Here is a 23,221-nt window from a genome sequence, read left to right as displayed (position 1 = left end):
TATTCGATTGTTTTATTCTTCTTGCATAGAAACAGTTTTTACATCCAGTTTTGCTTCTCTGGCTTTTGCTTCTTCTAACCACTTTGGCAGCAGTGTTTTTTTGAATTCCTCTTTTTCTGCTTCTAACTTTTCTATATCGAGCCCCACATAAGCCTGTGCTTTTTCCTTAGAAGATATATCTGGCATTTCTACAGGTTTATTATGTCCTAAATCGGCTAATAAACGAGCTAATTTCACTCTAGCTTCTTGCGCAATATTTAACCCACCACCTATAACTCTAGCGGTTTCTACTGGAGAATGGAAAGAAGCACCATGAGCAGCAGCAGCATAATCCCAACGCCATTGTGCGTGACGTATGTCTGTTAAAACAGCTGCCATTTGTTCTTCTGTTGCTCCAAGATCCCAGGCTTTTTTAGCTTCGATATGAGCTTTTACTAAAAGGTCCTCTAATTTTAATCTGTTTTCTGTCGATTTTTGTTGACGTTCAAATACATTGGCCATTAATTTACTTCCTTCCTCTCTATGGCATACCTGGCAGGCATTCGCTATATTATTTAATGGAGATTGTATGTGATGATCCGTAAATTTTTGCCCTCCTTCACTTTTATATGGCATATGGCAATCTGCACAGGATACTCCACGATCAGCATGTACTCCTGTTACATAAGTTTCATAACCGGGATGTTGTGCTTTTAACATTGGGGTTTTACTAATTTTATGAGTCCAATCTTTAAATTCAAGTTCATCATAATATTTTTCCATATCCTCGACAGCCATTCCATTTTTCCATGGAAAAACAAGATATGGAGTTCCTTCTTTTCCTGGTAAATTTTTATCGAAATAGTATTCTACATGACATTGTGCACATACTAATGAACGCATTTCTTGATGAGTTGCATTATTAATATCTTTACCCATAGCATCAAAAGCTTCTACCAGTGCAGGACGCGTAATTCGAAGTTTCATACTTTTAGGATCATGACAATCTGCACAACCAATAGAATTTACGACTTCTGATCCTTTGTCAGCCCATTTTCCTTTATAAAACTCTTCAATTCCTATCTCATTCATCAATCGGGGAACATCCGGACTTTTACAGGTCCAGCAAGTAGCTGGCATTGGCCCGTCACCTTTTCCTTTCGGACCTCCGGTTCTTAGGGAATTATGAATATCTTCGATAGCATATGAATGTCCACGTCCTTGATTATAGTCTTTAGAGAAACCATATCCAGCAAATAGTACTACCAAACGTGGATCTTCTTCAAGCATATCTCGCATAGCAGAACCTCCTTGATAGGTAGAAAAACTGGTATCCGTAGTTTGTAGAAAGGATTGATATTCTTTTTGGAAATTTTCACCCCAAACTGCATTTCGAGGTTCATTTTCACTAATATCTACTTTAGGTACATACTTGTATTTTGCTTCAGACTTTCTATTAATAATACTGGAAGCAAGCAGCCCCAATAAAAATACTACGATAATAGTTACAATGAATAATACCTTATTTTTCATAATACTAGTTATTTATTTTTCTTCAATTTTTTTTTGTAACCATTCAGGAATAACAGCCTCTACTTCATCTGTTGGTATAGGTGCTATATTATATTTTACTGTCGAAATCCCATGGCTACGTCCGTGAGGTATTTCACGATGACAACTCCAGCATTGTCTATCTGTTCTATCAGATGCGTGCCCATCTATCCAACCGTCATACTTAGTTTGAGTTACTTGTTGTACATGGCAACGAATACAATTATTCTGAACAACTTCCTGAGATGCCTCCCGCATAAAAATCACATCAGGTTCTGCACGCAATGTAAATATAGAGGCATGATATAAGCCATCTTTAGCTTTAAAATAATATTTATTGAATACATTATCATGAGGAACATGGCAATCATTACAGGATGCCCATTCACGATGTGAGCTGTGCATCCAGCTATTATAAACAGGAGTCATTACGTGACAGTTAACACAGGTTTGTGGATTATCACCCATATAAGATACTACTTCCGACTCTTTCGCCATAAACAGTCCTAATCCAATAAGGGCGGCTATAAGAAAAACCGCAGTAGGACGCCATCGGGATTTTTTATCTGGTAATACTCTGTCTTTTATTGCCAAGATTTGTGTGGTGTGGATTAGTCTTTAAATTTAATAAAAAAAAGAATAAAATGAGTGATTTAGTTTAGTTATTAAGCTATGCTTTTAATTCTTATCCCTATGATAGGGTTAATCCCAATAGTAGGAATTGGTTCCATCGATTATACCATTTTATAAATTAAAGCTCATTTCAAAATTGGTCACAATTCCTTATGCTACCCTTTAAACAGAATTTATTGTTTTGTTAATTATTTGAAATCGTTAGAAAAAATCACAAAATTTATAACAAAAAAGGATTCAATATTAAGTTTAGACACTTCACTTTTGATTTAGGTTACTTCACTTAAATGATTAGAAATTTAATCTTAATATCAAACTACTTTAGCTAAGAATTCTAACATCATTATTGTCTATAAAATTATATGTATGTATTGTAATTATTTTATCACAGTCATTTTGGCTTGCTTTTGTTTTTTAAATATGCAGGCACAAGAATTAACAGACGAACAAAAAGAACGTCTGGAATACAAAGTCGATGTCTTTTCTACAGATGATAAGGAACTGCAAGCATTATGGTATGAAGACCGAATGGATAAAATGAAGCTAACAGGGAAGTTACGAGAAGACTACAAGAAAATTGTGGTCTATCACGCCTACAAAATGGAACGTCTAGGGAATCCAAATACTCAATTAAGTGACGAACAAATCCGTCATGAATTCCCGAAGCAAATAAGAAAGCTTCATAAGGATGTCGAGGATCTGCTCGACCCCAAACAATTTGAAATTCATAAAAACAGTTGGAATGCTATTCTTAAAGGTATTTATCAACGTAAAAACTGGAAATTAACTAACTAAACACTTGAGATATGATTTGGATTGAATTATTAGTTGTACTCTTTTTTATATTCTTGGGTTCAAAACTGGGAAGTATCGGTATTGGTTATGCTGGTGGTGCTGGTGTTGTTGTTCTTACCTTGGTTTTTGGACTCAAAGCTGGTTCGGTTCCAGTAGATGTAATACTCATTATTATGTCTGTAATAGCTGCCATTTCTGCGATGCAAAAGGCTGGCGGACTGGATTATCTAGTCAATGTATCTGAAAAGATTCTTAGAAAAAACCCAAAACGTGTTACGTTTATTGCGCCTACCGTAACCTATTGGATGACGTTATTGGCAGGAACTGGTCACACCGCTTATGCTGCTTTACCTGTAATTACTGAAGTGGCTAAAGAAGGAGGCGTAAGACCTTCTAAACCTTTAAGTATCTCTGTAGTAGCATCACAAATAGCAATTACAGCTTCTCCTATTTCAGCAGCTGTAGTGATTTTTGCAAGTTTTTTAGAGCCTTTAGGAGTATCGTACTTGCAACTTTTAGCTGTTGCTATTCCTTCTACAGTTTTAGCTTGTATGGTTGGAGCTATTGTAGCTAACAAATTAGGGAAACCCTTGGCTGAAGATCCAGAATATCAAAGACGTGTAGCGTCTGGATTGATAAAACAGAAAACAGAGGAACGTAGCGAAAGCCCCAAAAGCGCAAAATGGTCTGTGGGTATTTTTGGTGTTGCCATATTAATTATAGTAACCTACGCAAGCTTAATTTCTAAGAAAGTGGGACTAATTCCAGATCCAACAATTAGTCGTAATCACGCCATAATGGCCATTATGTTATTAGCTGCTATGGTGATTGCATTAGTTTGTAAAATAAAACTTAATGAAGTTACAGGTATGTCCACTTTTAAATCGGGTATGAGTGCTGCAATATGCGTTCTTGGTGTTGCTTGGTTAGGAGATACCTTTGTGAGTAATCATATTGTAGAAATTAAAGAAGCAGCAGGAGGTATTTTAAATGAATATTCTTGGATGCTGGCAGTTGTTTTATTCTTAGCGAGTATGTTGCTATACTCTCAGGCAGCAACTACAACCGCATTAATGCCAGCTGCTTTAGCATTAGGAGTAAGCCCTATTGCCGCTATAGCTTCTTTTGCTGCTGTAAGTGCCTTATTTGTATTACCTACGTATCCAACATTATTGGCTGCCGTAGAAATGGATGACACAGGCTCTACCAAAATAGGGAAATATGTATTTAATCACTCTTTTATTATTCCTGGAATAGTAACGATTGCTTCCAGTGTCATCTTCGGATTTATACTTGGAGGTCTTATTTTATAAACTCATAATCAAATCAAAATAAAGAACTTATGAAAACAAGAAAAGAAACAGATCTTTTAGGAGAGCTAGAAATAAACGGAGATTTGTATTATGGAGTTCATACACAAAGAGCTCTTAATAATTTTCAAATTTCGCATTCAATAATCGGAGATTATCCGTTTTTTATAAAAGGATTAGTAGTTACTAAAAAGGCGTGTGCATGTGCGAACAAAGAAATCGGAACAATTCCGGCAGATAAAGCAGATATGATCATTCAGGCTTGTGATGAAATTCTTGGAAATCTAGATAAGTACGCAGCATATTTTCCTTCAGATGTATTTCAAGGAGGAGCAGGTACTTCTGTAAATATGAATACTAATGAAGTGATTGCAAATGTAGCTTTAGAACTAAACGGGCACGAAAAAGGAAGTTATGATATTTTACATCCTAATGATCACGTAAATAAATCACAGTCTACGAATGATGCCTATCCAACTGGCTTTAGGGTAGCTGTTTATTATTATATGAATCATTTGTTGGAAAAAATCAATGTACTGACCACTAGTTTTGATAAAAAGGCTTCCGAATTTAAAAATGTCCTTAAAATGGGTAGAACGCAGTTACAAGATGCTGTACCCATGTCCTTGGGTGATGAATTTGGAGCTTGGTCTGCAAATTTAAAAGAAGAAACTAAAAACCTAAAAAATAGTCGTGACCTTATCTTAGAAGTTAATCTCGGTGCCACAGCAATCGGAACAAGAGTAAATGCACCTGATGGATTCACAGAACTGTCCATAGGGTATTTACAACAATTTACAAAGGCTAGTTTTGTGCCTGCTGCAAATTTGATAGAAGCGACTTCAGACTGTGGTGCGTATGTGATGATTTCCGGAGCTTTGAAAAGAACAGCGGTGAAGTTATCTAAAATTTGTAATGATTTAAGATTACTTTCTTCTGGCCCCAGATGTGGATTAAATGAAATTAACCTTCCAGAAATGCAAGCAGGTTCTTCCATTATGCCCGCGAAGGTAAATCCGGTAATTCCTGAAGTAGCGAATCAGGTGTGTTTTAAGATTATTGGAAATGATGTGACCATTTCATTTGCAGCCGAGGCAGGACAATTACAGCTAAACGTAATGGAACCTGTAATTGCACAATGTATGTTTGAATCTGTAGAGCTACTCTCCAATGCATGTGTCACACTAGCCAAAAAATGTATTGATGGTATCACTGCCAATGAAGAGCATACCAAACAAATGGTGTTTAATTCGGTTGGAATTATTACCTTCTTAAACCCATACATTGGTCATCATATGGGAGATGTTCTGGGTAAAGAAGCTGTGGCAACAGGAAAATCAATTCGTGAATTGGTTCTCGAGAAAGAATTGCTTTCCGAAGAAGAATTAGATAAAATTTTAAGTGTAGACAACTTAATGAATCCTAAATACACAGCTGCATTACATAAGTAGTTTTAGTTATTCAAAAACAATCGAGAAAAATAAATTCTTTTAATATGAAGCTTCTACATATAAAAACAATATTATTTCTAATAGCAGTTACTATAACTGTTGTTGGATTTGCTCAAGACATTGACCTCCCAAATGTTAAAATTCTAGCAACGGGAGGTACTATTGCAGGATCAGCTGCATCTGCCACTTCTGGGAGTTATGAAGCAGGTCAAATAGGGATTCAGACCATGATTAATGCAGTTCCTGGTATAAAAAAACTAGCGGATGTTTCAGGAGAACAAGTTGCCAATGTAGGCTCACAAGATATGACGGTAGAAATCTGGTTGAAATTGGCAAATCGTATCAATGAACTATTAGCTTCTGATGATGTCGATGGCATCGTAGTAACTCATGGCACCGATACACAAGAAGAAACAGCATATTTTCTAAGTTTGGTTGTCAAAAGCGACAAGCCTGTTGTTACTACAGGCTCTATGCGTTCTTCAACCTCTATTAGTGCCGAAGGTCCATTGAATCTATACAATGCTGTGGCTATTGCTTCGAACCCGGAAGCCAAAGGAAAAGGTGTGATGGTATCACTTAATGATCAAATACATGCAGCCCGCGACGTGAGTAAAATGAATACAACCAATGTCAATAGTTTTCAATCACCTATTAAAGGGATGTTGGGTGGTGTGTTTTATGGCAGATTGGGCTTTTTTCGCGAACCAAACACAAAATTCGGAAACACCAGTAAGTTTTCAATAACGGGGGTCAAAAAATTACCCCGAGTTGATATTATTTATGCCTATGCAGATATGGCTCCGGATTTAATCGATATGCACGTAAAAGCTGGTGCCAAAGGAATTGTAATTGCTGGTGTTGGGAATGGTAATATGACGGATGCCATCCTGAATGCAGCAAAGAAAGCCTACGAAGATCATGGTGTTATCGTTGTTAGAAGTACACGTGCTGCCACTGGGTGGGTTTTGCGAGACAACGAGTTTAAAGATGAAGATTATCACACTGTTGCCTCTGGAGATTTAAATCCGGCTAAAGCAAGAATTTTATTAATGCTTGCACTATCCAAGGGTGAAAAATTAAATGACATGCAAGAACTTTTTCATACGTACTAATTTAACAGAAATAGATTATGGCACTTAATCCATTATTTTTTAGGAAAACACTTGTTGCAGGAACAGGGCTGTTCTTATGTGTTTTCCTGGTAGTACATCTTTCTGCAAACTGCATTCTGTTATTACCCGAAGACATTGCTAGAGGAATGTATAATTCGTATTCGACTACTTTAAGGGAAAGTCCATTGATAAAGATTGTAGCGTATTTGTTATATCTATCTATTATTCTTCATGTGGTGTATGCATTACTGATTACTATCAGAAATAGAAAAGCGAAGCCACAAAAATATGTTATGAATCACGCTAACGAAAATAGCAGCTGGTCTTCTCGAAATATGGGGATTTTAGGAACGCTTATTTTGATCTTTATCGTTATACATTTAGTGAATTTTTGGGCGCGTATCAAATTAGGATTTGGTGATGCGGTAGCATTAGATGTAGATGGGAATAAAGATGTATATGAAGTAACGTATAGTCTTTTTCACAACATTTATTATGTTATCTTTTATACTATTATATCCGTACCGCTGGCATTTCACTTGTATCACGGTTTTAAAAGTGGTTTCAAAACCTTAGGCTTTTATCATAAAAAAGGATTAAAGATTATAGCAAAGGTCTCTTTGGTTTATGCTCTTATTATGGGTATTGGTTTCGGGATTATTCCATTCATTGTTTACCTCAAATAGAATATACAGATGAAATTAGATTCAAAAATTCCAGAAGGAAAACTAGAAGATAAGTGGCGTAACTATCAGGTTACATCACAATTGATCAATCCAGCCAATAAAAAGAAGTTAAATGTTATTGTAGTTGGTTCAGGACTTTCGGGTGCAGGAGCAGCTGCTACACTTGCAGAATTGGGATACGATGTACAATGCTTCTGTTACCAGGATTCTGCCAGAAGGGCACACTCTGTAGCTGCACAAGGAGGCATCAATGCGGCTAAGAATTATCAGCATGATGGAGATAGTGTTTGGAGAATGTTTTATGATACCTTGAAAGGTGGAGATTTTAGATCTCGCGAAGCGAATACCTATAGATTAGCCGAACTTTCTGCTCCGCTTATTGATCATTACGTACAACAAGGAGTTCCCTTTGCCAGAGAATACGGAGGCGTATTAGTCAATCGTAGTTTTGGGGGAGTACAGGTACAGCGTACTTTTTATGCCAGAGGGCAAACAGGGCAGCAATTATTAATGGCTGCATATTCTCAGTTGTATAAAATGGTACGTGTTAAGAAAGTAAAGATGTTCCCACGTAGTGAAATGCTGGATTTGGTAGTTATTGACGGAAAAGCAAAAGGAATCATCGTTCGTGATTTGGTAACAGGTGAACTTAAACGCTACGCTGCAGATGCTGTAGTACTGGCAACTGGTGGGTATTCTCGTGTTTTCAGATTATCTACATTGGCTATTGGATGTAATGGTAGTGCCTTATGGAAAGCTCATAAAAAAGGAGCCTTATTTGCAGCTCCCAGTTTTACACAAATTCACCCAACAGCATTGCCACAATCTAGCGAAGCGCAATCTAAACTTACCTTGATGTCAGAATCGCTTCGTAATGATGGAAGAATATGGGTGCCTAAACAACAACAGGATGCAAGAAAAGCAAACGATATACCGGAGGATGAACGAGATTATTATTTAGAACGAAGATATCCAAGCTTTGGAAATTTAGCACCTCGTGATATAGCCTCGAGAGCCGCAAAAGAGCGAATAGATGCAGGATATGGCGTGGGGAGATTAAAGAATGCCGTTTACCTTGATTTTAGACATGCCATCGAAAAATTCGGAATCCAGACGATTAAAGATCGCTATGGAAACCTCTTTACGATGTATAAAAAAATCACAGGGATTGATGCCTATAGAGAACCTATGCAAATATCACCTGCGGCGCACTTCTCTATGGGAGGATTATGGGTAGATTATGAATTAATGACTACGATACCCGGATTGTATGCGATAGGCGAATGTAATTTCTCTGATCATGGAGCTAATAGACTGGGAGCAAATTCATTACTTCAAGCAAGTATTGATGGCTATTTTGTGCTTCCGAATACGATAAATAATTACTTGGCAAGTGCTTTAAAAGAAGATCATCCAACTACAGATCATCCTGAATTTGAAAAAGCCGAGAAAGCGGTAAAAGCTGATATAGATAGAATTTTGAATATCAATGGTACGAAAACCGTAGATCATTTCCATAGAGAATTAGGAAAAGTGATGTGGCAAGAATGCGCTATGAGCCGCAATAAAAAAGGATTGGAAAATGCTATAGCACAAATAAAAACAATACGTGATGAATTCTGGAAAGATGTAAAAATTACCGGTAGTAGTAATGAACTGAATACAGAACTAGAAAAAGCCTTGCGATTAGCTGACTTTATTGAATTAGGAATTTTAATGTGTACAGATGCATTAGAACGTGACGAATCCTGTGGAGCACATTTTAGAGAAGAATTCCAGACAGAAGATGGTGAAGCAGTGAGAGTAGATGAAGACTATTCTTATGTATCTGCCTGGGAGTATGATGATGGAGATTTTAAGTTGCACAAGGAAGAACTAGAATTTGAATTTGTAAAACCTTCGGTGAGAAGTTATAAATGATATATTATGAAAGTAACATTCAAAATATGGAGACAGGAAGGACCTGAGGATAAAGGAGCGATTAGAGACTATGAAGTGGATGGATTGACGGAAGATATGTCTTTTCTGGAAGCACTAGATCATTTAAATGAATTATTGGTCCTTAAAAACGAAAAAGTAATTGCTTACGAATATGATTGTCGTGAAGGGATTTGTGGGCAATGTGGTGTTTTTATCAATGGTCGTGCACACGGACCACACGATAATATGACTACCTGTCAATTACATATGCGTAGCTTTAAAGATGGAGATACCATTGTCGTAGAACCTTGGAGAGCTGCCTCTTTTCCGGTGATTAAAGATCTGATTGTAGATCGTTCTGCATTTGATAGAATTATAGAACAGGGAGCTTATATAACCGCAAAAACAGGAACAGCACCGGAAGCCAATGCCATTCCTATTCCCAAAGAAATATCCGATAATGCTATGGATGCTGCCGCTTGTATTGGATGTGGAGCTTGTGTTGCGACCTGTAAAAATTCTTCAGCTGCATTATTTACTGCTGCAAAAATTAATCACCTCAATAGGTTACCACAAGGAAAAGCGGAAGAACACAAACGGGTGCAAGAAATGACGTATCAAATGGAAATAGAAGGATTTGGAAGTTGCACGTTTACTGGTGCTTGCGAAGTAGAATGCCCAGAAGGGATTTCGATACTGAATATCGCAGAAATGAATGCTCGTAATGCTAAAGCTAAATTATTAGGCTAACATAAGTTTTTTGAATGACTAAATTATTTAAGTGTATGAAAAATGTCAATTTTCCATTAATAAATGTTATAGTGATTGTTATGACTCTACTCCTGATGAATGGAATATATGCACAAGCCACTAATGCTGAAGAAACAAGGACTTCAGAAAACGAAAAAAAAGATTCAAATTGGATAGATGAAATTACCTCTCGGGTTACACCTTATGGGAGTATACGAATTGGAGCCGGTTTTGCAGAAGAAGGTGAAATAGGAATCTCCAATAATGCACCACGTATAGGATTAAATTTTAAACATGCCTTGTCCAATGACGAAGCAGAAAATTTTAATATTATTGGCGGTATTGAATTTGGTGTAAACCTTGTGTCAAGAGATGATACCGTAGAGTTTGCGGTAGATCCTGGAGCAGGGATTGCACAAGTTGGTGATGCAGTATTTACTCGATTAGGATTTGTTGGAGTTTCTTATCAAGATTTTGAATTTACATTCGGGAAACAAAACTCTGTGTATTATACAATGGGAGCTATTGAAATAGATCGCTTCTTAGCCTTTGGAGGTGCTGCTATTGGTGTATGGAACATCTCTGATGGTGGAGTTTCTGGGACAGGTCGTGCCAATCAGGTTTTTGTTCTAAAATACCAAAAGAATGGATTGAGCCTGGGAGCTCAAGCAGAAGCAAGAAATATCTCAGAGAATAGTGAAAGTATTGATACCTATGGATTTGGAGCTAATTATAAAATAGGAGGACTTGGTATAGGAGTCGGTTATAATAAAGTGAATGATGGAGTTGAAGATCCATTACCAAATCAAGCTAAGGATGGAGATGAGGCTTTTGTAGCTTCCGTATCCTATGAAATAGATAGATTTACAGTAGCAGCTTCGTATGCTATTTTAAAACAGCATCAACGGTTAGGAGATATTTTTTATGATGCTAAAGGTGTTGAGTTCTATGCTCGTTATAAATTCTCAACGAATAAACGATGGCATGTTGCTGCAGGTTTCAATTATTTAAAACCAGATGATGACCAAAATCTAGGTGATTTTGACACCAAATTCGGAATTACCGAAGTAGGCTATAACTTTAAAAAATCCAGTCATATTTTTGCTGCTGCAAGTATAGATTACAGTGAAGATGGTATTGGTGATAGACGTAGTCAAAGTATTTTTGGTGTAGGTATTCGATTTGGGTTTTGAATAAGAAAAAACGGTAAACAAACTGATGATTATGGATAAAATTATAAACTCCAAATAGATTATGGAAATAGGTCCTAGGGACACTATTGTTATAGCCTGTCTAGTCCTGTTTCTGGGCAAGTATATTAACAAGAAAATATCCTTTTTTAGAGCATATAACATTCCTGAACCTGTGACGGGCGGAGTGATTTTCTCTATATTTTTCGGTATTCTTTATACTATTACGGGTATAGAGGTAAACTTTGCTCTTGAATTAAGGGATGCACTTCTCATCATCTTTTTCATAACAATAGGGCTTTCTTCAAGATTAAAAACACTATTAAAAGGAGGTAAATCGTTAGCCCTACTTTTAGTAGTAGCGGTAGGATATCTTTTTATCCAAAACCTTAATGGTATTGGTATTGCTTATATTACTGGTATGTCAAGTGTGACAGGGATTTTAGGCGGCTCTGTTTCTTTCAGTGGCGGACATGGTACTACTATTGCCTGGGTTCCTACTTTTCAAAACGATTTCGGTATTGAAAATGCCATGGAAATGGGTATTGCTTGCGCAACTATTGGCTTAGTACTTGGAGGCTTTATAGGAGGTCCCATTGCAAAATTTCTAATAAAAAAACACAATCTAAAACCAAAAGATAGCAAACCCGTTACGGTAGGAGTGCGCCATGGTAAAGGGGATACTGTAGAAATGAATTATAATAACGTTTTGCAAATGATTTATTTCATTTTCTCAACAGCAGGGTTGGGTATAGGAATTAATGAATTGCTCGTATGGATAGGGCTCTCACTCCCGTCTTTTGTCACAGCATTGTTTGCAGGCATTATCATTACCAACCTAATTCCGGTATTTTCTAAAAATTTTCATTGGGAACCTGAAAAATCAAAACCTCTGGCCATGGCCTCGGATTTATCATTGGGGCTTTTTTTAGCCATGTCATTAATGAGTCTTCAATTGTGGACACTGACTGATTTGGCTGGACCACTATTCCTAATTGTAATTGTACAGGTGTTAGTGATTTCTGTTTTCGTAATTGTAGTTGTTTTTAGAATTATGGGTAAAGATTATGATGCTGCCGTGATGAGTGCAGGATATGCTGGATTAGCTTTGGGCGCAACACCTACGGCAATTGCCAATATGACTGCAGTAACTAAAAAGTTTGGGGGATCGCCTAAGGCATTCATTGTTGTTCCTCTGGTTGGTGCTTTTTTTATTGATCTATCTAATGCTTTGATTATTAAGATTTTATTAGGTGTTTTTGGGTAGTTATTACTTTATTTATGATGATATCAGTTATGAAAAAACTTTATTTAATACTTGCTTTACTAACATGTTTTTTTAGCTATTCACAATCTTCTTCGGATAACCTTGAAAATAATCCCCAAAATAGGTTCAGATTCATAGAGATAAAATCTCATTTTGGTGCTTTTCTGAAATCAGATAATGCTTTAGGGAATAGTGGTATTTTAGACAATGGTTATGGCGGAGTAACCGTGAAATTAGGATGGCAACCAACCAATCCAAATGGATGGGCTAGCAGATATGGATATCCATCTTATGGTATTGGAGCGTATGTTGGATTTCTGAGTGATGCTAATGTTTTTGGAAATCCAAATGCTATTTATGGTTTTATGAATTTTCCTATATCTGGGTCTCATAAGAGAAATGTTTTTAGTATTGAACCCTCTCTCGGGATTACGTATAATTTGAATCCTTTTGATGAAGACACCAATGAGTTAAACACTTCTATAGGAGCCAGAGCAGCAGTGTATTTTAATATTGATCTTGGATTCACCTATAAGTTTACAAGAGAGTTAGATTTGTTATATGGATTCGATTTTACTCATTTTAGTAACGGTTCTACGTTTAGACCTAATAGAGGTCTTAATCTGTATGGTATCAATTTAGGGATGCGCTATAATTATAATGCAGCTCAGTTTAAGAAAGATAATGATCCATATACAAATAATGTATTGCCAGCCAGATTTAAACGACCTTTACGCGCTGCTCGAGATACAACAGGTGGAAATTATATAAGCGTATATGTAGCTGGAGGAGTCGGACAAACCGATAGAGAAATTGGAACCAATACAGTATTCGGAACTTTTTCTGGAGTGCTTGATTATGAACATCAATTCAATGAAGTACATACCTTAACGGGTGGTGTTGATTTCTTTTACGATAATCGTTTTCGAGATGTTGAAGCTTCTGAAAGAACATTAATAGGAGTTCATGCTGGTTATGATTTTTCATTCTGGAAATTAGCTATGAAATTTCAGATCGGTACGTATGTGTCTGATGATAAAGGAAAAGGTGGATATTTTATGAGACCTGCATTACGATATAATATTTCTAAAACTTTCTTTGCACAAATTGGTCTTAAAACACTAGACGGAGGTTCTGCAGATTATATAGAATATGGTTTTGGTTTTAAGCCTTTTAAATGGTAAGGAGTAAGTAATAATAGTATACTAAAAAAAGGGATGAGTTTTTTCGATGTTCTTGATATACTAGGTACGATTGCTTTTGCTATTTCTGGGGCATTAGCAGCGATAAAAAGACAAATGGATCTCTTCGGTATCTTTATTGTAGCGTTCGTTACGGCCTTAGGTGGAGGCATTCTAAGGGATGTCTTTATTGGAAATACACCAGTTTGGTGGATGGGGCATTTCTATGTGGTACATTTTATAAGCATTTCTGTTATTTTGGCTATAGTATTTCGAAATAGGATATATTTTTTAACGAAATCACTCTTTATATTCGACACCATTGGCCTAGCCATATTTACAATTAGCGGTGTGCAAATTGGAATTTCTGCAAGTTTGGATCCAGCCGTAAGTGTTGTACTTGGAATTATGACGGGATGTTTCGGAGGAGTAATTCGTGATATTTTGTGTAACAAAATTCCAATACTTTTCAGAAAAGAAATTTATGCACTAGCTTCCCTTGCTGGTGGAGTATGTTATATCATTCTTTACTCCTTAAAATTCGATAAAAACATATCATATCTAAGCACTATTGCATTAGTGGTTGTTATACGAGTTTTGGCGGTAAGATTTAGTATTTCTTTACCAACTTTTACCATCAAAAAGAAATAAAAAAAATAGTTGAAAACCTTTTACATTATAATTAATATAAACACATATGAAAACTTTACTTTATGCGGCTTCTATCTTTTTAATAGTAACATCCTGCGCACCAAAATTGGGCTCTACCTGGAAATCAAAAGACTACAAAGGACGTACATATACTAAAATTGCAGTTGTTGGTATCAGTGAAGATCTGGCAGCGCGTAAAGCCTTCGAAAATAATGCTGTTCAATTACTAAAAGACAATGGTATTCATGCAATTACGGGGATCACTATTTTTCCACCAAAGATGTCTCCTAAAAAAGGTGAAGATGCAAAGTTTATTAAAATTTTAAAGGATAATGATATTGATGGAGTCATCACGATGAGTTTGATCAATACGAAAGAATCACAAAGGTATACGCCAGGCGAGACGTATGCAGTCCCATTAGGATATAGACGTTTTGGTAGATATTATTACAGAACATATAGTTATATTTCTACCCCAGGATATTATCAAGATGAAAAATCATATCTAATAGAAGCTGTTTTATATGATGTTGCAGGAGAATTGCAAGAAGGTCAAAATACTTTGGTATGGTCAGGTCAAAGTGCTTTAATTAACCCATCTTCTTCACAAAATGCAGCAGTAACTTTTACCAGCGAAATGGTAGCGTCCTTACTCAATGATATGGTAATTTTACCGTCTCAAAATTGATATAGATGTAATAAAAACTCTTGATCAAAATCGAAACCTAACGATCGATCTTGCATAAAAATGTTGTGTATCAGGTATTACTTTTCCGAATGTAAAAAAATGATCGAAGCCAATGGAAATATTATGATAAGAAAGAAAGATTCCATTGGTAAGCGTTATATGATTATTACTTATATTATCTAAAGCAAATTCAAAATCCCTATCAAATAAATTACCTTGTGCTGTGGCATCAAACCCTGTTATAGTGCCACCAATCGTTGACTGTAAGTAATACTTAAATTTTTTATCAGATAGAATACTATTACCAAAAGCAGCTGATTTATATAGCTCCCCGAATTTACCAATACGTAAACCTATGGCAGGACTAATGTCAATATATAGATTTCCTAATCGTGTGTCTACCATCCCAAATACATCAAACAATTTGCTTTTAGGTGTAAAATCATATACGATTTTAGTGTTTATGTTAAAAATGAATTGATTTGGGATTTGAAATCTCCACCCATCAAAAGTAGATCCTCCTGTTATGTTATTGTGAAACCATCCCTGAAGCTCTTCAGCTTGGGATAAAGGTCCCATAACCCCTGCCAAAAGACCAACTTCAAAAAAGGATTTTTCGAAAACATATGTTGCATCAAGTGTCCCATATAATATACCTGCAAAAGGTCTGTCAAAATTAGAAACACTCTGTTGATCAGATTCTATGACTATTGATTTGTTAGAAGGAGTATACCCTTCTAAACGTAATTCGGTTCCAAAAAAATAATCACTTTTAGAAGGAAATAGTTTTTCAAGTCGTAATAGTCTCTCTGTTCTGAAGTCGTATTGTATTCCTACTCCAAAGGTGTAATAGCGATCAGAAATTTGCCAAGCAACCAAAGCATCGTTATCTGTAGTTAAAGAAACTTCTTTATCATAATGTCGTGTTTGTTGCGCTTTCAATTGTGCTACATAGCTTAAAGAAGCAAAAACAATATGGAGGTATCGAATTAGGTTCATGATTTCCAGATTTAGCTAATATTTCTTAATGACTATATTAAAAGTACTGGATAATCAAAAGATCCATACGGTATTCTTTGGTCAAGTTGCTAAAAATAAAGGTGAACTATCCTATGTTTACAATGAAATAATATAAACTAGTTTTATGTTTTATAATCTTGACATATACATACTGTAGTTCTTGAGATAGCTGATACTCAAAACAAATAAATCATTTGATATCCAACTGATACTCACTTTTCATTTAGAACGTTTCACCTATGCTTTTTTGCTGTTTCAGAAGAAAAATTATAGCCTCCTTCATAAACTTAATCTACTTTTACACAATAATATATATCTAGTTATGACAAAAAGTATTCTTATTTATGTAGTATTTGCTTTTATACTATATAGCTGCCAAGGTACCCAGGGAAATAATAAATCATTAGAAGGAAATGAAGCTACCCAAAGTAAAATTCTTCTAAATGATATTTGGAGTATGACAAAAATTAATGGCGAAGACTATAAAGATGTTGCTCAAAAACGACCACAATTAGAATTTAATCATAGAGAGAATAAATTTACTGGAAATGATGGTTGTAATCAAATTTTTGGAAATTTAAAAAGACTAACAAATACACATTTAGAATTTGATACTATAGGAGCAACCAGAATGAAATGTATTGAAGCAAAAACCTCAGTGCAATATCAAAACTTGCTCAGAGAAATTAGATATTATAAAATAGAAAACCTCACCTTGTCTTTACTTGATACTGAAAATAAAGCCTTAATGGTGTTTAAAAAAATAGATTGAAGTGTTCTTAGGAATAATTCTTCATTTTAAAACATATGTTTAATTTGTAAAAAACTACAATAATGAGATATATAAAAAGATATATTATAAGTGCGGTATTTGGTGTTTTTTTAATAACATCTTGTTCAGAAAAACAAGCTTGTTCTAAGGGAGTAAATGGTACTTTGGTAAATATGTTAGGATTGGATGGATGCTCTTGGGTAATTCAGTTAGATACTGGTGAAAAACTACAAGCAGTTAATCTGTTTGATTTCGAAATTGACAAGAAAAATGAGCCAAGGATATCCATAGTGTATAAAGAAGCTGAAGCTATGGCGGGAATTTGTATGGTGGGCAAAATGGTAGAAATATCTTGCCTAAAAGTAATCAATTAAGAATTAGGTGTAGAGAGAGACCTTGTTAGAGGTTTTCAAATCCCTAGAAATAAATTACCAGACTAAAATTATAGTACTAGTACTATAATTTTAGTCTGGCAATTTTTGATAAGAATATAAAACGCTTCGCTTTTGTGAATATAGAGAAACTTTATCTTATAATCATAGTCTGATTTTTTTTACATTTTAAAAGCTAAAACTGGTAAGGTTGCATGATGCACAAGATCTTCTGATATGCTTCCTCCAAAAAAGTGAACCAAACCTGTTCTACCGTGAGTTGACATAGCAATCATATCCACATTTGTATTATTAGCATAACTTAGAATTCCAGCTTCAACTGAATAATCCGATATATATTCAATCGTAGGTAACCTGTTTAGGTTTCCATCAGCTTTTTCTAAGAATTTTTTTGCTTGTTCTTTTATTTCTGTAGTGCTTTGGAAATTTGAATAAGGCAAATTAACGTGCAATAAAGTAGTTTCACTGTTCATCGTAGATAATAAGTCTAGTGCTTTTTTGAACGCAGGAATACTTTCTTCAGAAAAATCTGTAGCATATACTACCTTATCAAAATCTACATTAGTAAGTTTAGATTTAACGATCAATACGGGGACATTACTATGTCTAACGACTTTTGCAGTGTTAGATCCAGAAAATATACCTTCTTGTCGACTGTGACCATGAGATCCCATCACAATAAGATCTGCTCCAATATCTTTGGCTACTTGATCAAGTTCATCAAATACTTTATGGTGCTTAATTATTGTTTCAATTTCTATACCTTCTAAATAATCCTTTTGCAAAAATTCTTCAAACTTCTTACTTGCTAATTTTAGCATGAATAGCGTTTCATTCTGTGTTTCAGTGCCAGATACCGACAAAACCGCTTCTGATAATTCTAACATATGAATAACGATGATTTGTGCATTATGTTTTTTTGCTAAAGCAGCCGAAGTTTCCAGTGCATACTCAGAGTATTTAGAGAAATCTATAGGGACTATTATTTTTTTCATGTAGATGAAGTTTAAATGATTTGTGAAAACATAAATGTAAAAAAAAGAGCGTAAAGAAATGTGTTTTTTCTTGACAATTATATTCCTTCATATCTAATACCGTTTCTGACTTACTATTACCCACTAAAATCTGTTCTTTTTCATTGATGCTTCAAAATAAAATGTAATCGTAGCATAGGCTATGCTGACATTTTCTCTTTTGTCCAAACAAAAAACACTTCAGTATAAAGTCGGGAAGCTTCACTTTCGCTTTTGGTTGTTTCACTCGAAAACTCAATAATTAGCAGCCCATACCGAGCTACATTTGTACTAGAAAACAAAGATAAGTATAGCACTAAAAGTAGAAAGGATATGGAAACGAAACCTTTAAGAATAGTATATGATCACAAAAGAGAATATTCAGAAAACAGTTCAAAACGTAATAAAAGAATTATTGAGTTTTCAATATGGTCTCTTAAAAAAATCAGGACTCTAATTGACCATTACTTAAAAGAATTAGAACAATGTGGATCAGGAGCTGGCGAAGCTATTAGAAGGTAAATTACATGAAAATTAATACTAAAAGATAATGTGATGAAAACAATACAATCAATGTTATATACACTCTTCCAAAAAATAGGGAGTGATATAGTAAGAAACAAGAGATACAAAAGTCAAAAAGAATTTCAGTCTTTAGATAAGCAAGAAGAAGTTTTTTTATTCATCTAAAAAATTGAGAATTATGAAAACTATTAATAAAATAACAGGAACATTGATAGTGTTGATACTCTTATCAAGCTGTTCATCCGTAAGGATAACAGATTCTTGGAGAAACCTTGAGGTCCCAGAAATAAAAGGTAAAAAAGTGATGGTGGTAAGTAAGACAGATGATCAAACCGCTAGAGTACGTTTTGAAAAAGATTTAGTCGAAAACTTAAACAAAAAAGGATATCAATCTATTGAAAGCTATATTGTTTTTCCAAACTCATCTCCAACCAAAGAATTAAGCAAATCCGAAACGATGGAAATAAAAGATAAGCTTAAAAAAAATGGGATAGACATAGTAATAGTAACCATACTAAAACATAGTGAAGAGTATACTAAAACGACTAGTAAAAACAATTCTTTTTATACAGTATACCCGTCATATTACGGTTTAGGATATTATAGAGGATTTTATAGATACTACGGAACAATATATGTAGACTCTGATCCAGTGACAGTACTAACAGAAAATGTTAAAAAATATACGCTGGAAACTGTAGTATATGATCTTACACAACCAAAAGAGAAACAATTGTTATCAGTAATTACAACTGAGATTGATGATCCACAAACCCTCGGAACGGTATCCATAGATTTCTCTAAAAAGGTAGTCAAAGAGTTGAATAAGTAAGTTGTTTTTTCATAATTGTTAAGTTGAGTTAAGTGCGGGCAGTCGGGGATTTAATAAGTGTTTTCGGCTGCCTTTTTTTAAGTACGTATTACATTATCAACTCAAAGTATGTTAAAAAAACACTGCAAGAATTAATTGATTCAAATTAAGAAGTGAAGAGTTTCCCCATACCTTCACTTCTACATAGAAGCCTCCAATCTCCATACGGAGGCTTCTTCTTTTTAATTCCGGTTTAAAGAATAAATAACAAAAATATGACTGTGGTTAATAATTATATGATCCGTACAATTTTCCGTAAATTTAACAAGTACGAATTAAAGAAGATATTATTTACATTGAGCTCTAGAAAAGTAAAACACATAGTGATGTTTAGGATAGCACTGCTCATTGCGACTCTTATTAGTTTACCACGTACATTGACATTATTTGATGTAAATCAGAAACTGTTTGATTCTTTTTCAGAAGTTTCAGTACAAGATATTATCATTCGCTTTTTATTTCTCTTTGTAATGTCACTAGTTTCATTGGAACTTAATAGCAATTGGAAGTATATATACGCTCAATATTCCGTTTTTTCACGAACATGTATAACTATTATGCTCAATACCGTATTTTTTTTAGGTATGGTTCAGTTATTTGTTTCATTATATCCTTTAGTAACAGGACAAGAGTTATCAGATTCAGAAATTGGATTTACGTACTTTGTGTATTTTGTAGTTCTAGTGATTACTATTTTTATAACGAGAATACTTAAATATCAAATGATACATCACGAAGATCTTTTAGAGAACGAAAAACTAAAACAGCAAAACCTTCAGAAAGAACTAACAGCCTTAAAAAATCAAATCAATCCTCATTTTCTTTTTAATTCTTTGAACTCATTAAATTCAATAGTCAGAGATAATAAAGATGCAACTACGTTTATAAAAGAACTATCTTTTATGTATCGCTATATTTTACAGAGTGGAGAAAGAGATCTAGTCTCTTTACAAGAAGAACTTAAATTTTTAGATAGCTATGTTCATTTGGTGAAAACCAGATATCGTGATCGTTTTGAGATGAATGTGTCAATAGATGAAAAATATTTACTAAGAGAAGTTCCTCCGCTAGCACTACAATTATTAGTAGAAAATGCAGTAAAACATAATGAGATTTCAGAAAAGAATCCTTTACAGGTAAACGTATATTCAAAAAATGAATTTATTTATGTCGAAAACAAAATAAGAGAAAGAACTTCTTTTGTAGATAGTACAGGTAATGGATTAATGAACCTTGATAAACGATATTTTTTATTAAAAAAGCAACATATTAGTATTCGTAAGAAAGAGAATATATTCAGCGTGAAACTGCCACTAAATTGACAATATGAAAGTAATAGTAGTCGAAGACGAAATAACAGCAAGTGATCAACTCACTTTTTTACTTAACTCAATAGATCCTAGTATTGAAGTATTGAAGGTTTTAGATTCTGTAAAAATGGCAATCGAGTATTTTTCTGGTACTCAAGAAGCATCCCTTATTTTTATGGATATTCATCTGGCAGATGGTATTTCTTTTGAAATATTTGAACAAGTTAAAATTGAAACTCCTATTATTTTTACAACTGCCTATGATCAATATGCAATTAAAGCCTTCAAAGTAAATAGTATAGATTATTTATTAAAACCTATTGATGAAGATGAATTGTTTGAAGCCATTGAAAAATTTAGAAACAGATCCAAAGAAGAGGGTTTTCTAGACCATCAAATTCAAGGAATGCTACAGGTACTTCAGGCTAAAACAAAACCTCATAAAACCACATATCTGGTACATCATAGAGATGAATTACTTCCTATAAAAACCGAAAAAATTGCCTATTTCTATATAGACACAGGTGTGGTGAAGGCGATTACTTCAGAAAATAAAGCATATAGCATTGATAAAAAACTAGAAGATATAGAAGATGAACTAAACCCAGAGGTTTTTAACAGGGTGAATAGGCAATTTATAATAAATAGAAATGCTATCGAGAATATTAAACACTATTTTAATGGTAAACTAATTGTCAATATAAATCCAGTAGCCAAAGAACGTATTATAGTAAGTAAAGCCAAAGCTACAGCATTTAAAAAATGGGTGGATCTATAAATTTATATGACTACCTCTTGCCCTTCACGAGCCAAAAAACAATTTGGAAATCGTTCTTGGCATTGCCGTTCTACCTTTCTCAAAAAATCATCGTTATGTTCTGGATCATGGTGTGTGAGGTATAGCATTTTTGCATTCGCAGCCTCAGCAACTCCAATGGCTTGTTCCCAACTACTATGTCCCCAGCCTTTGTGATCTGGTAATTCTTCAGGAGTATATTGAGCATCATGAATAAGCACATCAGCATTTTTACAAAAATTGACAACATTTTGATCTAACGAATCACCGTGTTCTATATCTGTACAATAGACAAATACTTTTCCTTCAGTTTCTAAACGATACCCATAAGCTCCACCAGGATGCTTATGTTTGTTGACTGTTATTTGACCTCCATCAAAGGTAACTTTATTGCCGTTATTCACAGTAAAAGTGAAATTTGCCCCCATATCATCTATACCTATAGGAAAATAGGTGCTCTCCATTTGTTTAGCAAATATTTCTTTGAAATGATGTATGTCTGGAGCATCATCTCCAATGATAAAAAATTCGATTTCTTTGCTTACATCATATGCAGGAGCAAAAAATGGAAATCCTTGAATATGATCCCAATGAAAATGTGAGAAGGTCAGAAAAATCTTATTCCCCTGAGAAAAGTTTTTTGAAATGAGTTCTTTTCCCAATTTTCTAATACCCGTACCTGCATCAAAAATAAGCACACTTCCTCCTTCTTTTTTTCCGGACACAGCTACACAAGTCGTGTTACCGCCAAACTCCTGAAAACCAGATTCACAAACAGGTATAGAACCTCTGGTGCCATAAAATGTTATGATCATACATCTAATTTAGCCAAAGAGGTGAGGATAACAATAAATTACTTATTAATATTCCTGATTTCCTCTTTATATGTTTCTTGATCTATCCCTCTCTCAATAACAGCTAATGATTTTCCAACAATGTATTTAACATTTCCCGGGGTAAATCCTATTGCTTTGGCCATTCTTTCTAACCAAAGGGTTTGTTTTTCTCCAGAAATGGTTTCATCTTCAGAAATAAGCTTTGTTAAGGTATACATACTTTCTAATCGCTCATTATAGGTAGTGGTGGGTTCTAATGAGTAGGTTAGATAGTTTTGCATGATGTGATCATATTCTTCTCCTGAAATTCCTAAGACTTTGGCCAAATGATCTAAAAAGGTTTTCTCCTCTTGCGATACTTCGCCATCTCTTAAGGTTACTTTTACAACTGCGCCAAATTGATAATGATAGGTGCTTTCTGATTTCATAATATCTTCTTGTAAATATTTGATTTATTAAATTTAAAGAATTATTCGATTAATTCTCATGATAATGTTTGTTTTAAAAGAAAATATTAAA

General features: G+C 34.6%; 24 protein-coding genes. 18 read left to right on the top strand and 6 right to left on the bottom strand.

Translation table 11 applies throughout. The features are described from left to right. Positions 1-12: 12 nt before the first annotated feature. Both nrfA and nrfH read right to left on the bottom strand, forming a co-directional pair. Entirely contained in the window at positions 13-1,512 is a 1,500-nt protein-coding gene (gene nrfA / locus Q0910_RS02970; RefSeq protein ID WP_299212432.1) for an ammonia-forming cytochrome c nitrite reductase, read from the bottom strand. A gap of 12 nt (positions 1,513-1,524) precedes the next feature. Next, positions 1,525-2,124, bottom strand: a complete 600-nt coding sequence (gene nrfH, locus Q0910_RS02965) for a cytochrome c nitrite reductase small subunit (protein ID WP_299212430.1) — start codon at positions 2,122-2,124, stop codon at positions 1,525-1,527. 459 nt (positions 2,125-2,583) lie between these two features. Here nrfH and Q0910_RS02960 point away from each other — a divergent pair, with 459 nt between their 5' ends. The 12 genes from Q0910_RS02960 (at position 2,584) to Q0910_RS02905 (ending at position 15,167) form a co-directional block, all read left to right on the top strand. Further along, positions 2,584-2,958, top strand: a complete 375-nt coding sequence (locus Q0910_RS02960; RefSeq protein ID WP_299212428.1) for a hypothetical protein — start codon at positions 2,584-2,586, stop codon at positions 2,956-2,958. Between the two features lie 11 nt (positions 2,959-2,969). Continuing rightward, positions 2,970-4,271, top strand: coding sequence for an anaerobic C4-dicarboxylate transporter (locus Q0910_RS02955; RefSeq protein WP_299212426.1), 1,302 nt, complete (start codon positions 2,970-2,972; stop codon positions 4,269-4,271). Between the two features lie 29 nt (positions 4,272-4,300). Then, on the top strand, positions 4,301-5,719 hold the full coding sequence (gene aspA / locus Q0910_RS02950) for an aspartate ammonia-lyase (protein WP_299212424.1): 1,419 nt from the start codon (positions 4,301-4,303) through the stop codon (positions 5,717-5,719). 44 nt (positions 5,720-5,763) lie between these two features. Next, positions 5,764-6,834, top strand: coding sequence for a type II asparaginase (locus tag Q0910_RS02945; protein WP_299212422.1), 1,071 nt, complete (start codon positions 5,764-5,766; stop codon positions 6,832-6,834). Positions 6,835-6,851: 17 nt separating this feature from the next. Next, positions 6,852-7,520 carry a succinate dehydrogenase cytochrome b subunit gene (locus tag Q0910_RS02940; RefSeq protein WP_298539111.1) on the top strand — a complete coding sequence of 223 codons (669 nt, stop codon included), beginning with the start codon at positions 6,852-6,854 and terminating at the stop codon, positions 7,518-7,520. Between the two features lie 9 nt (positions 7,521-7,529). Continuing rightward, positions 7,530-9,440, top strand: a complete 1,911-nt coding sequence (locus tag Q0910_RS02935) for a fumarate reductase/succinate dehydrogenase flavoprotein subunit (RefSeq protein WP_299212420.1) — start codon at positions 7,530-7,532, stop codon at positions 9,438-9,440. Positions 9,441-9,446: 6 nt separating this feature from the next. Beyond that, positions 9,447-10,190, top strand: a complete 744-nt coding sequence (locus Q0910_RS02930) for a succinate dehydrogenase/fumarate reductase iron-sulfur subunit (RefSeq protein WP_149625719.1) — start codon at positions 9,447-9,449, stop codon at positions 10,188-10,190. A 35-nt stretch (positions 10,191-10,225) separates the two neighbouring features. After that, positions 10,226-11,383: a porin gene (locus Q0910_RS02925; protein ID WP_299212418.1), complete on the top strand. Its 1,158-nt coding sequence runs from the start codon at positions 10,226-10,228 to the stop codon at positions 11,381-11,383. A gap of 61 nt (positions 11,384-11,444) precedes the next feature. After that, positions 11,445-12,647, top strand: coding sequence for a sodium/glutamate symporter (gene gltS / locus Q0910_RS02920; RefSeq protein ID WP_271764792.1), 1,203 nt, complete (start codon positions 11,445-11,447; stop codon positions 12,645-12,647). A 29-nt stretch (positions 12,648-12,676) separates the two neighbouring features. After that, positions 12,677-13,831, top strand: coding sequence for an acyloxyacyl hydrolase (locus tag Q0910_RS02915; RefSeq protein ID WP_299212415.1), 1,155 nt, complete (start codon positions 12,677-12,679; stop codon positions 13,829-13,831). Positions 13,832-13,864: 33 nt separating this feature from the next. Continuing rightward, on the top strand, positions 13,865-14,479 hold the full coding sequence (locus tag Q0910_RS02910; protein WP_299212412.1) for a trimeric intracellular cation channel family protein: 615 nt from the start codon (positions 13,865-13,867) through the stop codon (positions 14,477-14,479). A 46-nt stretch (positions 14,480-14,525) separates the two neighbouring features. Further along, on the top strand, positions 14,526-15,167 hold the full coding sequence (locus Q0910_RS02905) for a hypothetical protein (RefSeq protein WP_298539093.1): 642 nt from the start codon (positions 14,526-14,528) through the stop codon (positions 15,165-15,167). A gap of 24 nt (positions 15,168-15,191) precedes the next feature. Here the strand turns inward: Q0910_RS02905 and Q0910_RS02900 are convergent, their stop codons facing one another. Further along, positions 15,192-16,166, bottom strand: a complete 975-nt coding sequence (locus tag Q0910_RS02900) for a lipid A-modifier LpxR family protein (RefSeq protein ID WP_299212408.1) — start codon at positions 16,164-16,166, stop codon at positions 15,192-15,194. A 343-nt stretch (positions 16,167-16,509) separates the two neighbouring features. On the opposite strand from Q0910_RS02900, the gene Q0910_RS02895 reads away from it, so the two are divergent. Continuing rightward, positions 16,510-16,959: an META domain-containing protein gene (locus Q0910_RS02895; RefSeq protein WP_299212406.1), complete on the top strand. Its 450-nt coding sequence runs from the start codon at positions 16,510-16,512 to the stop codon at positions 16,957-16,959. 62 nt (positions 16,960-17,021) lie between these two features. Continuing rightward, a complete protein-coding gene (locus Q0910_RS02890) occupies positions 17,022-17,333 on the top strand; it encodes a hypothetical protein (protein WP_299212403.1) in 312 nt (103 codons plus the stop codon). Between the two features lie 179 nt (positions 17,334-17,512). Here the strand turns inward: Q0910_RS02890 and Q0910_RS02885 are convergent, their stop codons facing one another. Beyond that, positions 17,513-18,346: a universal stress protein gene (locus tag Q0910_RS02885; RefSeq protein ID WP_299212400.1), complete on the bottom strand. Its 834-nt coding sequence runs from the start codon at positions 18,344-18,346 to the stop codon at positions 17,513-17,515. Between the two features lie 351 nt (positions 18,347-18,697). Here Q0910_RS02885 and Q0910_RS02880 point away from each other — a divergent pair, with 351 nt between their 5' ends. The 4 genes from Q0910_RS02880 to Q0910_RS02865 all read left to right on the top strand — a co-directional run bounded on the left by Q0910_RS02880 (position 18,698) and on the right by Q0910_RS02865 (position 21,848). Continuing rightward, the gene (locus Q0910_RS02880; RefSeq protein WP_299212397.1) at positions 18,698-18,886 is read left to right on the top strand and encodes a hypothetical protein; all 189 of its coding nucleotides are present in this window, start codon (positions 18,698-18,700) and stop codon (positions 18,884-18,886) included. A gap of 181 nt (positions 18,887-19,067) precedes the next feature. Beyond that, on the top strand, positions 19,068-19,721 hold the full coding sequence (locus tag Q0910_RS02875; RefSeq protein WP_299212395.1) for a hypothetical protein: 654 nt from the start codon (positions 19,068-19,070) through the stop codon (positions 19,719-19,721). 365 nt (positions 19,722-20,086) lie between these two features. Continuing rightward, positions 20,087-21,082, top strand: a complete 996-nt coding sequence (locus Q0910_RS02870) for a histidine kinase (protein WP_299212392.1) — start codon at positions 20,087-20,089, stop codon at positions 21,080-21,082. Between the two features lie 4 nt (positions 21,083-21,086). After that, positions 21,087-21,848: a LytTR family DNA-binding domain-containing protein gene (locus Q0910_RS02865; RefSeq protein WP_299212389.1), complete on the top strand. Its 762-nt coding sequence runs from the start codon at positions 21,087-21,089 to the stop codon at positions 21,846-21,848. A 2-nt stretch (positions 21,849-21,850) separates the two neighbouring features. On the opposite strand, the gene Q0910_RS02860 is transcribed toward Q0910_RS02865, so the two are convergent. Together Q0910_RS02860 and Q0910_RS02855 are read right to left on the bottom strand one after the other, a co-directional pair. Continuing rightward, the gene (locus Q0910_RS02860; protein ID WP_299212386.1) at positions 21,851-22,681 is read right to left on the bottom strand and encodes an MBL fold metallo-hydrolase; all 831 of its coding nucleotides are present in this window, start codon (positions 22,679-22,681) and stop codon (positions 21,851-21,853) included. 38 nt (positions 22,682-22,719) lie between these two features. After that, a complete protein-coding gene (locus Q0910_RS02855) occupies positions 22,720-23,130 on the bottom strand; it encodes a TerB family tellurite resistance protein (protein WP_299212383.1) in 411 nt (136 codons plus the stop codon). Between the last annotated feature and the right edge of the window lie 91 nt (positions 23,131-23,221).

The sequence above is a fragment of the uncultured Aquimarina sp. genome, from assembly GCF_947495315.1.
Lineage (GTDB): Bacteria > Bacteroidota > Bacteroidia > Flavobacteriales > Flavobacteriaceae > Aquimarina.
Note: the sequence above shows the minus strand (reverse complement) of the source record. Positions and strands in the feature narration are given on the sequence as shown.

Coding starts and splice junctions, on each gene's coding strand:
- nrfA (WP_299212432.1), bottom strand. CDS start 1,512: ATGAAAAATAAGGTATTATTCATTGTAACTATTATCGTAGTATTTTTA.
- Q0910_RS02960 (WP_299212428.1), top strand. CDS start 2,584: ATGCAGGCACAAGAATTAACAGACGAACAAAAAGAACGTCTGGAATAC.
- Q0910_RS02955 (WP_299212426.1), top strand. CDS start 2,970: ATGATTTGGATTGAATTATTAGTTGTACTCTTTTTTATATTCTTGGGT.
- aspA (WP_299212424.1), top strand. CDS start 4,301: ATGAAAACAAGAAAAGAAACAGATCTTTTAGGAGAGCTAGAAATAAAC.
- Q0910_RS02945 (WP_299212422.1), top strand. CDS start 5,764: ATGAAGCTTCTACATATAAAAACAATATTATTTCTAATAGCAGTTACT.
- Q0910_RS02940 (WP_298539111.1), top strand. CDS start 6,852: ATGGCACTTAATCCATTATTTTTTAGGAAAACACTTGTTGCAGGAACA.
- Q0910_RS02935 (WP_299212420.1), top strand. CDS start 7,530: ATGAAATTAGATTCAAAAATTCCAGAAGGAAAACTAGAAGATAAGTGG.
- Q0910_RS02930 (WP_149625719.1), top strand. CDS start 9,447: ATGAAAGTAACATTCAAAATATGGAGACAGGAAGGACCTGAGGATAAA.
- Q0910_RS02925 (WP_299212418.1), top strand. CDS start 10,226: ATGAAAAATGTCAATTTTCCATTAATAAATGTTATAGTGATTGTTATG.
- gltS (WP_271764792.1), top strand. CDS start 11,445: ATGGAAATAGGTCCTAGGGACACTATTGTTATAGCCTGTCTAGTCCTG.
- Q0910_RS02915 (WP_299212415.1), top strand. CDS start 12,677: ATGAAAAAACTTTATTTAATACTTGCTTTACTAACATGTTTTTTTAGC.
- Q0910_RS02910 (WP_299212412.1), top strand. CDS start 13,865: ATGAGTTTTTTCGATGTTCTTGATATACTAGGTACGATTGCTTTTGCT.
- Q0910_RS02905 (WP_298539093.1), top strand. CDS start 14,526: ATGAAAACTTTACTTTATGCGGCTTCTATCTTTTTAATAGTAACATCC.
- Q0910_RS02900 (WP_299212408.1), bottom strand. CDS start 16,166: ATGAACCTAATTCGATACCTCCATATTGTTTTTGCTTCTTTAAGCTAT.
- Q0910_RS02895 (WP_299212406.1), top strand. CDS start 16,510: ATGACAAAAAGTATTCTTATTTATGTAGTATTTGCTTTTATACTATAT.
- Q0910_RS02890 (WP_299212403.1), top strand. CDS start 17,022: ATGAGATATATAAAAAGATATATTATAAGTGCGGTATTTGGTGTTTTT.
- Q0910_RS02885 (WP_299212400.1), bottom strand. CDS start 18,346: ATGAAAAAAATAATAGTCCCTATAGATTTCTCTAAATACTCTGAGTAT.
- Q0910_RS02880 (WP_299212397.1), top strand. CDS start 18,698: ATGGAAACGAAACCTTTAAGAATAGTATATGATCACAAAAGAGAATAT.
- Q0910_RS02875 (WP_299212395.1), top strand. CDS start 19,068: ATGAAAACTATTAATAAAATAACAGGAACATTGATAGTGTTGATACTC.
- Q0910_RS02870 (WP_299212392.1), top strand. CDS start 20,087: ATGTTTAGGATAGCACTGCTCATTGCGACTCTTATTAGTTTACCACGT.
- Q0910_RS02865 (WP_299212389.1), top strand. CDS start 21,087: ATGAAAGTAATAGTAGTCGAAGACGAAATAACAGCAAGTGATCAACTC.
- Q0910_RS02860 (WP_299212386.1), bottom strand. CDS start 22,681: ATGATCATAACATTTTATGGCACCAGAGGTTCTATACCTGTTTGTGAA.
- Q0910_RS02855 (WP_299212383.1), bottom strand. CDS start 23,130: ATGAAATCAGAAAGCACCTATCATTATCAATTTGGCGCAGTTGTAAAA.